Below are 14,234 nucleotides of genomic sequence, written 5' to 3'. Positions count from 1 at the left end.
CTCCGAGTTACACGAAGGGACATCGACGGGCAACGCGGTGAAACGCGCCGCTACCAGCGGCCCAGCGAAACGTTCAGCACGGCGATTGCCGCAGGCCCGGCGGTACTCGTGCGCAACACGGTGTCGCCGAGCCGCACCGGTTCCGCTCCGCCGGCGGTGAGGTGCGCGAGCTCGCCCGGGGCGATCCCGCCCTCCGGGCCGACGACGAGCACGATGTCGCGCTCGTCGGGACGGACGTCGCTCAGGCGCAGTTGCGCGGTGGGCTCGAGCACCAGCATCCGCGTCGAGCCGGCGAGCTGGGCGAGCTGCTTGGTCGACACGAGCGGCGCGACATCCGGAAGCCACGGGCGCATCGACTGCTTGGTGGCCTCGCGCACGATCGCCGACCAGCGCTCGTGGCCCTTCTTGACCTTCGGGCCCTCCCACCTGACGATCGAGCGCTGTGCGGACCACGGGATCACCCCGTCGACGCCGAGCTCGCTTGCGGCCTGCACCGCGTACTCGTCGCGGTCGCCCTTCGCGAGGGCCTGGGCAAGAAACACGGCCGGCTGCGCGGGAGGAGTCGTGGTGACCTCGTCCACGGTCAACGTGAGCTCGCCCGGGTCCGCGGTGACAACTGTGCCGTGGGCGACCAGACCCGCGCCGTTGCCGACGACCAGCCGGTCACCGACCTGCACGCGGCTGACCGTCACGGCGTGCCGAGCCTCGGCCCCGACGATCGTGATGCGGTCGCCGGCGGTGGCCTGAGTGGTGTCCTCGCTGAGGTAGAAGTGCGCCATCCCGCCAGCCTTGCAGATCCGCGACGGTGCCGGGCACCGGAATACCGGCTCGACTGGCCACCGTCCCCGGGGTGCCGCAGTGCCCGTGCACCGCTGATGTCGGAAATTCAGGAATCGGTCAACCACTCGCCCGGGCGCACACTGTGGATGCTGCCCGGAACTCCAGCGTGCGTGCAAATTTCCTGAATTTCCGACAATCGGGGCGGGGAGCTCGTCGAAGGTCGGAGCCTCGAGCCACCGGTCGGGGACCGGTCCGCGTTGACCGCCGATCTTCGGCGGGTGCGCCAAATCGGCGGTTGCCGCATCGCGGAGTCGACCCGCTGAGGGCGACCGCGCTCGCCTTGTGTCGGAAATTCAGGAATCCGTCACCCCTGAGCCAGGGAACGCCACGCGGATGGCCCCCAAGCGTGCGCGTTTCCTGAATTTCCGACGCGGAGGGGCGGCTGGTCGCCGGCGGGGAGACCGGAAGCGGCAAGCTGCGACCGGGGACGGCGCGAGACTCCACCGCACGCCGACGGGCCGCGCGGGAGGAAGACGCCTCTACAGGTTCAGGAAGCGGTCGCGCAGCTTCTGGAAGAGTCCCTGCTGGAACTGGGTCAGAGTCGGCGGGTGCGTCTTGCGGGAACGCGCGAACTGCTTGATGACCTCTTGCTCCTTGTGGCTCAGCTTCGTCGGCGTCGTGACCTGGATGCCGATTTTGAGGTCGCCGCGACCGGCGCCGCGCAGCCGAGTGATCCCACGGTCCTTGATCGTGATGATCTCGGCGTTCTGGGTTCCCGGCTTGATGTCGAGCTCGACGGCGCCGTCGAGCGCCCCCAACGTCGTTGTCGTCCCGAGGATCGCGTCGGTCATCTGCAACTCGAGCGTCGCGAGCAGGTCGTCGCCGTTGCGGCTGAAGACCTCATGGTGGCGCACCTTGATCTCGAGGTAGAGGTCGCCGTTGGGCCCGCCGGCCGGACCGACCTCGCCCTGAGACGGCATCTGCAGGCGCAACCCGGTATCGACTCCCGCGGGGATGTCGACCGGGATCTTGCGGCGCGCGCGAACGCGGCCCTGGCCCTGACAGGTCGGGCACGGGTTCGGGATGATCGTGCCGTAGCCGCGGCAGGTTCCGCAGGGGCTCGACGTCATCACGTTGCCGAGCAGGCTGCGCACGGCGCGCTGGATGTGACCGGTTCCGCGGCAGATGTCGCATGTCACGGCGTGCGTGCCGGGCGCAGCGCACGAGCCCTGGCAGCTCTCGCAGAGGATCGCGGTGTCGACCTCGAGGTCGCGGGCGGTGCCGAAGATGATCTCCTCGAGGTCGACCTCCACGCGGATGAGGGCGTCCTGCCCCCGCTCGCGCCGGCTGCGCGGCCCGGACCGGCCACCGCCGGCTCCCCCGCCGAAGAAGGTCTCGAAGATGTCGCCGAAGCCGCCGAAGTTCTGTCCGCCGAAGCTCGGCTGCGGGCCGAGATCGTATTGCTGGCGCGATTTGGCGTCGGACAGCACGTCATAGGCGTGCGTGACCGACTTGAACTTCTCCGACGCGTCGGCCCCCGGGTTGACGTCGGGGTGCAGCTGGCGGGCGAGGCGGCGGTACGCCTTCTTGATCTCGTCGGATGTCGCCTCGCGGGAGACACCGAGCGTCTCGTAATGGTCTACCAATTGATTTCCCTCTGGATTGCTGTCGGATGCCGTGAACGGGAGGTCTGCCGGGGCAGCGCCCGATCAGCGCCCGTCGTCGTTGTGGTCGTCGCCGAGCAGGCGAGACAGGTAGCGTGCGACGGCCCGTACAGCCGCCATGTTGTTCGAATAGTCCATTCGGGTTGGCCCGAGAACGCCGAGCCTCGCAAGGTCGCCGCCCGATGCGGTGTACCCGCTGGTGAGCACCGAGGTCTCCCCCAGGCCGAACGAGGCGTTCTCCCGTCCGATGCTCACCGAGAAGCCGTCCGGGCCGGGAGCCATCTCTCCGAACAGTCGGAGCAGCGTCACCTGCTCCTCGATGGCCTCCAGCACAGGGTAAATGCTGCCGCTGAAATCTTCCTCGGTGCGCGCGAGGTTCGCGGCGCCCGCCATCAGCAGCTTGTCCTGCCGCCCAGCGACGACGAGTTCCATGAGGCTCGAGACGATCGGGGCGACGACGGATGCCCGGGTGGGCGCGAACTGGTCCCCGAACGTCGCCAGCGCAGCTGCGGCGCCGGTGAGGCCCAGTCCGCCGAGCGCCGAGTTGAGCCGGGCGCGCAGCTCGGCGAGGAAGGTGTCGTCCACCGGGCTGTCGCTGACCTCGATGATGCGCTGGTCCACTCGGCCGGTATCGGTGATGAGCACAATCATCACGCGGGTGCTTGAGAGCGGAACGAGCTCGAGGTGGCGGATGCGGGAGTGCCCGAGCGTCGGGTACTGCACGAGCGCGACCTGGTGGGTGAGCTGCGAGAGCAGGCGCACGGTGCGCGCGAGCACCTCGTCGAGGTCGGTCGACTGCCCCAGGAAGGTTTCGATCGCCTGGCGTTGCGCGCTTGTCAGCGGTCGGAGGTCAGTGAGCTGGTCGACGAACACGCGGTACCCCTTGTCGGTCGGGACGCGACCCGACGAGGTGTGCGGCGCGACGATGAGCTCCTCCTCTTCGAGGATGGCCATGTCATTGCGAATCGTGGCGGCGGACACCCCGAAGGAGTAGCGCTCGACGATCGAGCGGGACCCGACGGGTTCCCGCGAGGCGATGTAGTCCTGCACGATGACGCGGAGCACCTCAAGGCTGCGGTCAGAGACCATGCTCCACCTGCCCTTCCGTCTTGGCACTCACACAACGTGACTGCCAATTGTATCCCGCGACACGGCGCGGCACGCATTGCACGCAGCCGATACCGGGCAGTAGCGTGTGCCCTGCACCCACACTCAGAAAGGCCCCCATGACCAACCCCAGCCAAAGCGCCCCGCAGCCACCTGCCCCGCTGACCCCGAGTGAAGATGTCCAGTGGGGGTCGTTCGCACACCTCGGCGGCGTCCTCGGCATCCTCCCGTCCCTCATCATCTGGCTCGTGTTCAAGGATCGCGGATCGTTCACCAACGCCGAGGGCAAGGAGGCGCTGAACTTCCAGATCACGGCGGCCATCGCCGAGCTCATCGGGTACATGCTGATGGCGGTGCTGATCGGCTTCGTCATCGTCCCCGCCGTGTACGCGGCACGAGTCGTCTTCTCGATCCTCGGCTATCTGAAGGCCAAGGACGGAATCGGCTACCGCTATCCCTTCGCCCTGCGCCTGATCAAGTGACAGCGGGTTTTCGCTGGGCAGGGGGTGTTCTGCCGGGCTTATTGATTTAATGTTGACTAACAACTCAAGGGAGCCCTCATGTCCAGCGACACCCCTCAGAACGCCTACTCCGGCGCGCCGCAGCCGCTTAGCCCGAACGACGAGAAGCTGTACGCGACCCTGACCCACATCGGCGGGATCTTCTTCAGCGTGATTCCCGCCCTCATCGTGTTCCTCGTCTTCAAGGACCGCGGTCCGTTCATCCGCGCGCACAGCGTGACGGCACTGAACTTCCAGCTGACGATGCTGATTGCCGCGGCCGTCGGCAGCGTGCTGGTTTTCGTGCTCGTCGGGTTTCTGGTGCTCGGCGCGGTGAGCATCGCCGTTCTGGTCTTCAGCATCATCGCGGCCGTCGCGTCCAACAACGGCCAGTACTACAGCTATCCGCTGACGATCCCGTTCGTGAAGTAAGCCCCGGTCAGTCGCCGACGAGTCGGCGCACGACGGCGTCGGCAAGCAGGCGACCGCGCAGGGTCAGCTGGATCGACCCGCGAATCGCGGCCGCCCCGTCGACGAGACCGTCGGCGATGAGCCCGGCGACAGCCGTGCGCGCGGCGGGCGCCAGGTCGGTGACGCCGAGCCCGTCACGGATGCGCGTGAGCAACAGGATCTGTTCGATGCCGCGGGTCGTCTCGTCGAGCTCCTCTCGGCCGGCGGCAGGCGAGTGGCCCGCTGCCATCCGCTCGGCATAGGCGGCAGGATGCTTGACGTTCCACCACCGCACCCCGCCGACGTGGCTATGGGCGCCGGGCCCGATCCCCCACCAGTCGTGGCCCTGCCAATAGGCGAGATTGTGCCGCGAGTGGTGCTCGTCACCCCGTGCCCAGTTGCTCACCTCGTACCAGCCGTAGCCGGCGGCCGACAGCATCCCGTCGGCGAGCTCGTACAGGTCGGCCTGGAGGTCCTCGTCCGGCACGGCGACCTCGCCCCGGCGGATCTGCCGTGCGAGTTTGGTGCCGTCCTCGACGATGAGCGAGTAGGTCGAGATGTGGTCCGGTTCCTGCGCGATCGCGCTGTCGAGCGAGACCCGCCAGTCGGCGGCGGTCTCCCCGGGCGTTCCGTAGATCAAGTCGAGGCTGACCCCCAGCCCGGCCTCGCGAGCCCACTTCACCACGAGCGGGATGCGATCGGGGTCGTGGGTGCGCTCGAGGGTCTGGAGCACCCGGGGAACAGCCGACTGCATACCGAACGACACACGGGTGAAGCCTGCCCGGGCGAGCGCGCGCAGGTAGGCGGCATCCACCGAGTCCGGGTTCGCCTCGGTCGTCACCTCGGCGTCCGCCCCGAGCCCCCAGGTGCGGCGCACGGCGTCGAGCATCATGACGAGGTCGCCGACCGGCAGCATCGTCGGGGTCCCTCCCCCGAAGAAGACGGTCGAGGCGGCGCGGGGTGCGAGGCCCGCCCGCTGGAGCACTGTGCTGGCGAACTCTGCCTCAGCGACGGCCTGGCCGGCGTAGTCCGACCGCCGCGCCCCGCGCAGCTCGTCAGCGGTGTAGGTGTTGAAGTCGCAGTAGCCGCAGCGCACCTTGCAGAAGGGTACGTGCAGGTAGACGCCGAACTGCCGCTGCGCCTGTCCCGCGCGCACAGAGGCCGGCAGGGATCCGTCGCGCGGCGCGGGATCGCCGATCGGCAGGGCGCCGGGCACTAGTCTGTGGAGCCGCTGAGCACCCTGAGGTAGCGGCGAAGGTAATAGGCCTGCGCGGCGCGAAGTGGCGCGTAGAGTGCCCACCAGTACCACGTGCTCGGACGGGAGAACGAGGTGATGGTGAGCCACACCGAGCCGTCGTCGGTGCGGTCGACGATAAAGGACTCCTCGCCGGACTCCGGATGTCCCGCGAGCGTGCCGTACGCGAAGCCCTTTCGGTTCGGCTCGTCGACGACGTAGACGACGCGCACTGCCGCAGTGACCGGGATTCTCAGGAACCTGATCGTGAGCGTCGCGGAGTCGCCGGGGACAATGAAGGAAGAGCCGTCGGTGCCGTAGGTGTGCACGTCGCCGTCGGACACCGTGGCCGCCTCGATCGGCGCCCCGGATTCGTCGAAGCTCACCGGGACATAGGTCGTGTCGGTGACGGCGGCTGGCGCCTCCTCGACGTGCACGTCGAAGCCGCTGCGCCGTTGGATGCCCCAGGTCATCGTGCTCGCGCTCGCCCAGACGAACCGGTTCTCACCGTGGCCGATGCGCGCGCGGCGCACCATCGGCCGGTAGCCCGCCGGAGGGTAGGCGACGATGTCGCGCGCCTTCGTGCCGCCGATCGCGCCGTAGGTGACGGCCTGCTGCCAGAGCGGGAGGGTGCCGGGCATATTACTTCGCCTTCTTCTCAACGTCGCCAGACAGCGCCGCGATGAACGCCTCCTGCGGCACCTCGACCCGCCCGACCATCTTCATGCGCTTCTTGCCCTCTTTTTGCTTCTCGAGGAGCTTGCGCTTGCGGGTGATATCGCCGCCGTAGCACTTGGCGAGGACGTCCTTGCGGATCGCACTGATCGACTCGCGGGCGATGATCTTCGCGCCGATCGCCGCCTGAATGGGAACCTCGAACTGTTGGCGTGGGATGAGCTTGCGCAGCCGGCCGGTCATCAGCACGCCGTAGTCGTAGGCCTTGTCGCGGTGCACGATGGTGGAGAACGCATCGACCTGCTCGCCCTGGAGCAGGATGTCGACCTTGACGAGGTCGGCCTCCTGGTCGCCGATGGGCTCGTAGTCGAGCGAGGCGTAGCCGGCGGTCTTGGACTTGAGGTTGTCGAAGAAGTCGAAGACGATCTCGGCCAGTGGCATGTTGTAGCGGATCTCGACGCGGTCCTCGCCGAGGTACTCCATGCCGAGCAGGGTGCCACGGCGGCTCTGGCACAGCTCCATGATCACGCCGACGAAGTCCTTCGGGGCAAGCACTGCGGCCTTGACCATCGGCTCCCGTACGGAGGCGATCTTGCCGCCGGGGAACTCGCTCGGGTTCGTCACCGTGACGGTCTTCTTGTCGTCGGTCGTCACCTCGTAGATCACCGACGGGGCGGTGGCGATGAGGTCGAGGCCGAACTCCCGTTCGAGCCGCTCGGTGATGATTTCGAGGTGCAGCAGGCCAAGGAACCCGCAGCGGAATCCGAAGCCGAGCGCGACGGAGGTTTCGGGCTCGTAGACGAGCGAGGCGTCGGACAGCTTGAGCTTGTCGAGGGCGTCGCGCAGCGCGGGATAGTCGGACCCGTCGATCGGGTAGAGGCCGGAGAACACCATCGGCAGCGGCTCGGTGTAGCCGGGCAGGGCGACCGTGGCCGGGCGCAACGCCGTGGTGACCGTGTCACCGACCTTGGACAGCCGCACGTCCTTCACCCCGGTGATCAGGTAGCCGACCTCGCCGACGCCGAGGCCCTTGCTCGGGGTCGGCTCGGGCGAGCTCACCCCGATCTCGAGAATCTCGTGCACAGCCCTGGTGGACATCATCTGGATTCGCTCGCGAGGAGCGAGGTGCCCGTCGATCATCCGCACGTAGGTGATGACGCCGCGGTAGGAGTCGTACACAGAGTCGAAGATCATGGCTCTGGCCGCAGCATCCGGGTCGCCGACCGGCGCGGGGATCAACTGGGTGAGACGGTCGAGGAGCGCCTCGACGCCGAAGCCGGTCTTGCCACTGACCCGCAGCACGTCGTCTGGGGAGCCGCCGATCAGGCTCGCGAGTTCCTTCGCATACTTCTCGGGGTCGGCAGCGGGAAGGTCGATCTTGTTGAGCACGGGGATGATCGTGAGGTCGTTGTCGAGCGCGAGGTACAGGTTCGCGAGCGTCTGCGCCTCGATGCCCTGCGCGGCGTCGACGAGAAGCAGAGCGCCCTCGCACGCAGCGAGGCTGCGTGACACCTCGTAGGTGAAGTCGACGTGCCCGGGCGTGTCGATCATGTTGAGGGCGTAGTTCTGGCCCTCGAGCTGCCAGGGCATCCGCACAGCCTGGCTCTTGATGGTGATGCCGCGCTCGCGTTCGATGTCCATGCGGTCGAGGTACTGGGCGCGCATGTTCCGGTCGTTGACGACACCGGTGATCGACAGCATCCGGTCGGCGAGGGTCGACTTGCCGTGGTCGATGTGCGCGATGATGCAGAAGTTGCGAATGAACGCGGGGTCGGTCGACGCGGGCTCAAGCGCCTTCGTTGCTATGGGGCTCACGCGGTCCTCTGGTGATGCGGGCGGGTCGGGGTCGACCAATTCTCCCATGCGTCGAGGCGGGGTCGATCCGGCGCCCCGGTTCGGCACCTCGCCCGGTCCAGTCCCGTCATTGCGAGGACGGCGCCGGGAGCCGGCCGAGGCCCTCGATGAGGTCGGCCGGCTGGGCCGCGACGCAGATCCGGATCCAGCCCTCGCCCATCCGTCCGAACGCGCTGCCCGGCGCCACCGCGACGCGCTCTTTCAACAGGAACCGCTCGGCCCAGCCCGCGACATCCCCGCCAGAGACGTGAGACACGTCGACCCAGAGGTAGAAGGCCCCATTGGGCCGGAGGTAGCCGATCCCGCGGGCGTCGAGCAGCTCGCATGCGGTGGCGAGGTTGGACCGGTAGTGCTCCCGCGCATCGGCGACGTGCTGGTGATCACCGACGATGGCCGCGATCGCCGCGAGCTGGGCCGGCGCATTGACGCAGCTGATCGTCGTCTCCTGCACGGTGCGCATGGTGGGCGCGAGACCAGGAGGGGTGACGAGATAGCCGACCCGGGCGCCCGTGATCGCGTAGGTCTTCGAGAGTGAGAAGGCCGAGAACACGCGGTCATCGGTGTCAAGACTCGCGATGCTCGTGTGCCGGATGCCGTAGGTGAAGTACTCGTAGACCTCGTCGCTGAGCACCCACAGGTCGTGCCGCCGGGCGAACACCAGCAGTTCGCGCAGCTGCTCCTCGGCGAGCACCGTGCCGAGGGGGTTCGACGGGGAGTTGACGAGCAACACCCTGGTGCGGTCGGTGATGAGACGCTCGAGTTCCTCGATGTTCGGCGCGAAGTCGTGCTCGGGTCGCAACGGGTAGGGAACGGGCACGGCGCCGAGCAGCCGCGGGCTCATCGAGAATGTGGTGTAGCCGGGGTCGGGGATGAGGATCTCGTCGCCGGCGCCGAGCAGCAGCGCCATCGCCTGGTGCAGCGCCTGGGTCGCACCGACGGTGACCCAGACCTGCTCGACGTCGACGTGCATCGAGTTCTCCCGCGCGAGCTTCGCCTTGATCGCCTCCCGCAACGGCGTGATCCCGGCGTTTGCCGTGTAGTCGGTGAAATCGTCGATCCAGCCCTGCGCGCCGACGCTGAGGATGTGCTCGGCCACGGGGAGGTCGGGCTCGCCAATGCCGAGCGAGATCACCCCGTCGAGCTGCGATGCGAGCTCGTAGATGCGGCGGATGCCGGAGGGCGGCACCGAGGCGATGTGGGGCGACAGGGAGGGCATGGTGTCACGCTATCGCGCACGCACTGGGTCGGCGCTGAGCCGCCGCGGCTAGCATCGGCTTCATGCCATCCGCCGTCATCCTCGTGCACGGGCTGCGCACATCCGCGACGATGTGGAGGCAGCAGGTCGAGGACCTCACGGCAAGGGGGCTCCCGGTGCTGGCGGTCGACCTGCCCGGGCACGGCAGCCGCCTCGGCGAGCGGTTCACCCTCGAAGCGGCCATCACGGTCATCGACGAGGCCGTGACCGAGGCGACCGTGACAACCGGACGGCCGCCCTATCTCGTGGGGTTCTCTCTTGGCGGGTATCTCGCCATCGAGTGGGCCGCGCAGCATCCGGGCCGGGTCACCGGGCTGCTCGCGGCGGGCTGCGGCACGGTGCCCCGCTCCCTGGTGATGAACACCTGGCGGGTCATCGCGAAGGTCATCCACGCGTTCCCCGATCGAGGCCGCGCTCTCAACGACTTCGCCGTGCGAGTGTTCGTGCCCTCGCCCGGCGCAGGCGACATCATCGCCGGCGGAGTGGCCCTCGAGGTCATGGACGACGTGCTGCGCGCACTTCTGCGGCTCCGGCCGCTCGCGAGCCTCGGCACGGTCGCCGAGCCGGTGCTGTTCGTCAACGGGCAGTTCGACCATGTCGGCCTGCAGGCCGGGAGGTTCCTCTCTGCCGCGCGCCGCGGCCACCTCGTCACCGTTCCGCGGGCGACGCACATGGTCAGCGCGACCCACCCGGCCCAGTTCACGGCGGCACTGCTCGACGGCTACTCCGCGGTCAGCGCCACGCCGAGTTCTTCTCGATTGCCGGATGCCGGCGAGGACTGGTAATGTTGCCTGTTGGCTTGCGCGCGAGGCTTCGGAGTGCCGAACATTCGCGCGAATCGCGGCCTGAACCCAGTCCGAACGGACTGGACCGGCTGCCCGGAACTGTTCGAACACACAGACACAGAAGGTTATAAACGTGGCAAATATCAAGTCGCAGATCAAGCGCATCCTCACCAACCAGAAGGCGACCGACCGCAACCGCGCCGTCAAGAGCGAGCTGCGCACCGCCGTTCGCGCGACCCGCACCGCGATTGCTGCGGGCGACAAGGACAAGGCCACCACCGCCCTGCTCCTCGCGTCGAAGAAGCTCGACAAGGCCGCCAGCAAGGGCGTCATCCACCAGAACCAGGCCGCCAACAAAAAGTCGGCCATCGCCAAGCAGGTCGCAGCGCTCTAGAGCCGCGCTCACGGAGAGGCCCCACCGCGAATGCCGGTGGGGCCTTTTTTCGATCGGCGCGGTGCAATGTCCGGCGCAGCTCACGGCAGGCGGGCATCAGCTACCCGGCATCCGCCCCCGCGCGCTGATGAGGGTGATCATACGCTCGAGGGAGTAGACCGGGTCGCGCCCGCCACCCTTCACCGCGGCATCCGTCTCGGCGAGCATGGTGATGCAGCGGCCAAGGCCCTCGTCGTCCCAGCCCTGGAGGTCTCGCTGGGCGCGCTCCACCTGCCAGGGGGCCAGGCCGAACTTCGCGGCGATCTGGCCGCTGCCGCCGCGTCCACCCGACACCCTCGCCATCGTGCGCAGTTTCATCGCGAACGCCGCGACGATCGGCACGGGGTCGGCGCCCGAGGCGAGCGCGTGTCGCAGCAAGATGAGGGACTCGCCGTAACGGCCCGCGATCGCACTGTCGGCGACCTTGAACGCGTTTGTTTCGACGTGACCGGAGTAGTACTTCTCGACCGTGGCCTCGGTGATCTCGGCGCTCGCGTCGGCGAGGAGCTGCCGGCAGGCCGAGGCGAGTTCGGCGAGGTCCGCCGAGAACGCCGAGACGAGCGCACGCAGCGCGCCGGAACTCACCCGGCGCCCGGCCGCGGCGAACTCAGCGGCAGCGAAGTCGAACTTGTCGGTGTCTTTCTTCAGCTCGGCGCACACGATTTCGATGCCCCCACCCAGGCCACCGCGGAGGGCGTCAAGCATCCTCTTCCCACGCACTCCCCCGGCGTGCCGCAACACGAGATAGGTATCGTCGGCGGGAGAGGCGAGGTACGCGAGCACTTCGTCCATGAACGCGTCGGTGCATTTCTCCACGTTCACGGCGCGGATAAACCGCGGCTCGGCGAACAGGGAGGGGCTGGCGAGGGTGATGAGCTCACCCGGGGCGTAGCCGTCGGCCTCAAGGTCGCTGATCTCGAGGCTCGGGTCTTCGGCCGCCAGAAGATCGCGGAGGGCCCGGATCGCGCGGTCGGCCAGATACCCCTCGGTTCCGGAGACGAGCACCACTGGGGCGGGTCGCACCTGGTTCCAGGCGAGCTGCGGGATAGCGACCGCCGTCTTCTTCGCTGGCTTCGCCGTTGTCCTGCCTGCCACGAACCCTCGTTTCCTTGTGGGTCAAGCCTAGCTCGGGCCTACGACGTGGCGCCCCGCACGCTCAGCGGCGCTCGCTCCACTGCCGAGCGCCACCTTTGCCGACGGGCGACACCAACACGAGCCCGCTCAGGTCGCTCCGTGCCGGCACGGTGCCGGCCGCCGCGAGGGCGTCGAGTGCTTCGCGTGTCGGTTGCCCGTAGGCGTTCTCCGCCCCGACCCCGATGAGGCCGACGGTGGCCCGCAGCCTCGCGTAGAGCCGCCCGTCCTGGTCGGAGGAACCGTGATGGGCGACCTTGACGATATCGACCGGCCGAACGCGGCCCGTGGCGATGAGGAGCGCCTGAGCCTGATCGTCGAGATCGCCGAGAAACAGTGAGCTGAGGCATCCGCACCCCTGGTCGCCGGCCGCGACGCCCTCGAAGGCGATCGCGATGCTCGCGGCGTTGCCCGGTTCGATGCCGCGCAGCGGCGACCGGGGCCACAACACGCTCCATCGGAGTTCACCCAGCGTGCCCGTCGCGCCCGCGCTCACCTCCTCGACCCTCGCTCCCCCGGCACGGAGCGTCCCCGCCAGTTCGTCGGCATCCGGCCCGTCGCTCGGCCCGATGAGCACTCGGTCGGCCCGCCCGACGAGCGCGCTGGCTCCGCCAACGTGGTCGATGTCGAAGTGGGTGAGCACGAGCAGGTCGACGCGGTCGATGCCGAGCGTGCCGAGGCACTTCTCGATCAGTCCGGGATCTGGCCCGGCATCGATCAGCGCGGTCCCGGCCGTGCTGCGCACGAGAACGGCGTCTCCCTGCCCGACGTCGCACTGGGCGTACTGCCAGTCCTGGGGGCGCGTGAGCCAGGTGCGAACAGCCGCGCCGGTGCTCGCACCGAGCGACCCGACGACGACGATCGCGATGACGGACGCCGCCGCGCGCCGCCGGCCCGCGTGGTCGGCACGGTCGCCGAGTGCAACGACGACGAGAACCGACAGCATCGCGAGCAGCACCGCGCCGAACGCTCCGTCGAGCCAGGGCAGCCGGCTCCCGGGCAGGCCGCTGAAGAACTGGGCGACGGCCGCGATCCAGGCCGAGGGCACCCAGGCGAGCTGGGAGACGACCCCACCGAGGCCGGGAGCCACCGGCAGCAGCAGGCAGGCGAGAAGGCCGAGCACCGTACCGGCCGGAGCCGCGGGGCCAGCGAGCGCATTGGCGAGCACCCCGTAGCTCGGGATCGACGGGTCGAGCAGGATCAGCACGCTCTGGCAGGCGAGCTGGGCGGCGAACGGGATCGCGATGACCGCGGCGATCGGCACCGGGATCCATCGGCCGAGTGCGCCGGTCAGCGGGCCCGCCAGAAGGAGAAGGCCGGCGGTGGCGAGCACCGACAGGGCGAAGCCGTAGCTGCGGGCAAGCCACGGGTCCGCGACGAGCAGCCCGATCACGGCGAGTGCGAGCACCGGCAGCCCGCGCACCGGCCGGCCCCCACCGAGCGAGACGAGCACGATGAGCGCCATTGTGCCGGCCCGCAGCACGCTCGGTTCCGGCGTGACGAGCACGACGAATGCGCCGAGCACGGCGATCGAGGCGCCAATCCGCCAGGCCCTCGGCACCCCGGCGGCCGCCCCGGCGAGCATCACGATGCCGATGACGACGACGCAGTTGGCGCCGGACACCGCGGTGAGGTGGCTCAGTGCGCTCGCCTTCATCGCCAGGTCTAGCTCCTCACCGACCGCGCTCGTGTCGCCGATCGAGAGCCCGGGCAGCAGTGCGCCCCCGTCGCCGGGCAGCTCCGCCGCCGCATCCCGGAACGACGCCCGCAGGGAGTTCGCCCAGTCCAGGCCCGGTGGCGACGCCGCGACCGTCAGTGGCGGGCCGCTCGCGAAGACGAGGAACGCCACCCGGTCCTGCGGCGGTGTCGCCGCGAGGGCGCCCGTCACCCGGATGCGGGTGCCGATGCCGACCTCGCCGTGCGGGGCTGGCCCGAACACACGCGCGGGCGCTGAGATGCCGACAGTCTCGGGGCCAATGCCGACGAGGGCGAGGTCGACGGTGAACGACTCGCTGCCGGGGAGCACGGTCTCGGTGGTCGTGGCCTCCGCCGAGATGAAGCGTCCGGCCTCCGCGGCCTCGATCAGCACGGCCGGCTGCCGGTGAGGGGCCGAGGCTGCGGCCGAGCTCACCCCCAGGGCGGCAAGTCCGAACGCGAGTGCCGCGATCGCGGCGGCGGGCCGGCGGGTGGTGCGGCCGACGGCGATCAGGACGCCCGCGAGTACCCAGCCGGCTGCCGCCATCGGGGCCGATGCCGACGGGGCGCCGATCGCGACGGCAACGGCAACCCAGGCGACGGCCGCCGGCACGGCGAGTCGCAGGTCGGCACCGACGACGAGACCGGGAGGGTGCGTGTCTTCGGTCATC

At 69.1% G+C, this 14,234-nt stretch carries 13 protein-coding genes; 4 read left to right on the top strand and 9 right to left on the bottom strand.

Annotated features, from left to right (window positions below):
- Window positions 1-50: 50 nt before the first annotated feature.
- From ABIB15_RS07195 to hrcA, 3 genes are all read right to left on the bottom strand, one after another.
- Window positions 51-779: a 16S rRNA (uracil(1498)-N(3))-methyltransferase gene (locus ABIB15_RS07195; protein WP_354476434.1), complete on the bottom strand. Its 729-nt coding sequence runs from the start codon at window positions 777-779 to the stop codon at window positions 51-53.
- 540 nt (window positions 780-1,319) lie between these two features.
- Entirely contained in the window at window positions 1,320-2,426 is a 1,107-nt protein-coding gene (gene dnaJ / locus ABIB15_RS07190) for a molecular chaperone DnaJ (RefSeq protein WP_354476432.1), read from the bottom strand.
- Window positions 2,427-2,489: 63 nt separating this feature from the next.
- Window positions 2,490-3,533, bottom strand: a complete 1,044-nt coding sequence (hrcA, locus tag ABIB15_RS07185) for a heat-inducible transcriptional repressor HrcA (protein WP_354476430.1) — start codon at window positions 3,531-3,533, stop codon at window positions 2,490-2,492.
- A gap of 137 nt (window positions 3,534-3,670) precedes the next feature.
- Between hrcA and ABIB15_RS07180 the strand changes: the two genes are divergently transcribed.
- A complete protein-coding gene (locus ABIB15_RS07180; protein WP_354476428.1) occupies window positions 3,671-4,033 on the top strand; it encodes a DUF4870 domain-containing protein in 363 nt (120 codons plus the stop codon).
- Window positions 4,034-4,111: 78 nt separating this feature from the next.
- Entirely contained in the window at window positions 4,112-4,483 is a 372-nt protein-coding gene (locus tag ABIB15_RS07175) for a DUF4870 domain-containing protein (RefSeq protein WP_354476426.1), read from the top strand.
- A 7-nt stretch (window positions 4,484-4,490) separates the two neighbouring features.
- Here the strand turns inward: ABIB15_RS07175 and hemW are convergent, their stop codons facing one another.
- The 4 genes from hemW to ABIB15_RS07155 all read right to left on the bottom strand — a co-directional run bounded on the left by hemW (window position 4,491) and on the right by ABIB15_RS07155 (window position 9,480).
- A complete protein-coding gene (gene hemW / locus ABIB15_RS07170; RefSeq protein WP_354476424.1) occupies window positions 4,491-5,717 on the bottom strand; it encodes a radical SAM family heme chaperone HemW in 1,227 nt (408 codons plus the stop codon).
- On the bottom strand, window positions 5,717-6,376 hold the full coding sequence (locus ABIB15_RS07165; RefSeq protein ID WP_354476422.1) for a DUF1990 domain-containing protein: 660 nt from the start codon (window positions 6,374-6,376) through the stop codon (window positions 5,717-5,719). The genes hemW and ABIB15_RS07165 overlap by 1 nt, the downstream gene beginning before the upstream one ends.
- A 1-nt stretch (window position 6,377) precedes the next feature.
- Window positions 6,378-8,225 (bottom strand): translation elongation factor 4, encoded by a 1,848-nt coding sequence (gene lepA, locus ABIB15_RS07160; RefSeq protein WP_354476601.1) that lies wholly within the window; start codon window positions 8,223-8,225, stop codon window positions 6,378-6,380.
- 106 nt (window positions 8,226-8,331) lie between these two features.
- Window positions 8,332-9,480 carry a pyridoxal phosphate-dependent aminotransferase gene (locus ABIB15_RS07155; protein WP_354476420.1) on the bottom strand — a complete coding sequence of 383 codons (1,149 nt, stop codon included), beginning with the start codon at window positions 9,478-9,480 and terminating at the stop codon, window positions 8,332-8,334.
- A gap of 62 nt (window positions 9,481-9,542) precedes the next feature.
- Here ABIB15_RS07155 and ABIB15_RS07150 point away from each other — a divergent pair, with 62 nt between their 5' ends.
- Window positions 9,543-10,304 carry an alpha/beta fold hydrolase gene (locus ABIB15_RS07150; protein WP_354476418.1) on the top strand — a complete coding sequence of 254 codons (762 nt, stop codon included), beginning with the start codon at window positions 9,543-9,545 and terminating at the stop codon, window positions 10,302-10,304.
- A gap of 133 nt (window positions 10,305-10,437) precedes the next feature.
- Window positions 10,438-10,698 carry a 30S ribosomal protein S20 gene (rpsT, locus tag ABIB15_RS07145; protein WP_354476416.1) on the top strand — a complete coding sequence of 87 codons (261 nt, stop codon included), beginning with the start codon at window positions 10,438-10,440 and terminating at the stop codon, window positions 10,696-10,698.
- Window positions 10,699-10,794: 96 nt separating this feature from the next.
- Here the strand turns inward: rpsT and holA are convergent, their stop codons facing one another.
- Window positions 10,795-11,832 carry a DNA polymerase III subunit delta gene (gene holA / locus ABIB15_RS07140; RefSeq protein WP_354476414.1) on the bottom strand — a complete coding sequence of 346 codons (1,038 nt, stop codon included), beginning with the start codon at window positions 11,830-11,832 and terminating at the stop codon, window positions 10,795-10,797.
- Window positions 11,833-11,893: 61 nt separating this feature from the next.
- Window positions 11,894-14,233 (bottom strand): ComEC/Rec2 family competence protein, encoded by a 2,340-nt coding sequence (locus ABIB15_RS07135; RefSeq protein WP_354476412.1) that lies wholly within the window; start codon window positions 14,231-14,233, stop codon window positions 11,894-11,896.
- Window position 14,234 lies beyond the last annotated feature (1 nt).

The organism is Marisediminicola sp. UYEF4 (genome assembly GCF_040546025.1).
In the GTDB taxonomy this organism is placed as follows: Bacteria; Actinomycetota; Actinomycetes; order Actinomycetales; family Microbacteriaceae; genus Marisediminicola.
The sequence above is the reverse complement of the archived record's forward strand: the minus strand, read 5'-3'. Positions and strand labels throughout refer to the sequence as shown.

Excerpts from the sequence above, each read along its gene's own strand:
- ABIB15_RS07180 (WP_354476428.1), top strand. The coding sequence starts at position 3,671 with ATGACCAACCCCAGCCAAAGCGCCCCGCAGCCACCTGCCCCGCTGACC.
- ABIB15_RS07175 (WP_354476426.1), top strand. The coding sequence starts at position 4,112 with ATGTCCAGCGACACCCCTCAGAACGCCTACTCCGGCGCGCCGCAGCCG.
- ABIB15_RS07155 (WP_354476420.1), bottom strand. The coding sequence starts at position 9,480 with ATGCCCTCCCTGTCGCCCCACATCGCCTCGGTGCCGCCCTCCGGCATC.
- ABIB15_RS07135 (WP_354476412.1), bottom strand. The coding sequence starts at position 14,233 with ATGACCGAAGACACGCACCCTCCCGGTCTCGTCGTCGGTGCCGACCTG.
- ABIB15_RS07195 (WP_354476434.1), bottom strand. The coding sequence starts at position 779 with ATGGCGCACTTCTACCTCAGCGAGGACACCACTCAGGCCACCGCCGGC.
- ABIB15_RS07150 (WP_354476418.1), top strand. The coding sequence starts at position 9,543 with ATGCCATCCGCCGTCATCCTCGTGCACGGGCTGCGCACATCCGCGACG.
- hrcA (WP_354476430.1), bottom strand. The coding sequence starts at position 3,533 with ATGGTCTCTGACCGCAGCCTTGAGGTGCTCCGCGTCATCGTGCAGGAC.
- ABIB15_RS07165 (WP_354476422.1), bottom strand. The coding sequence starts at position 6,376 with ATGCCCGGCACCCTCCCGCTCTGGCAGCAGGCCGTCACCTACGGCGCG.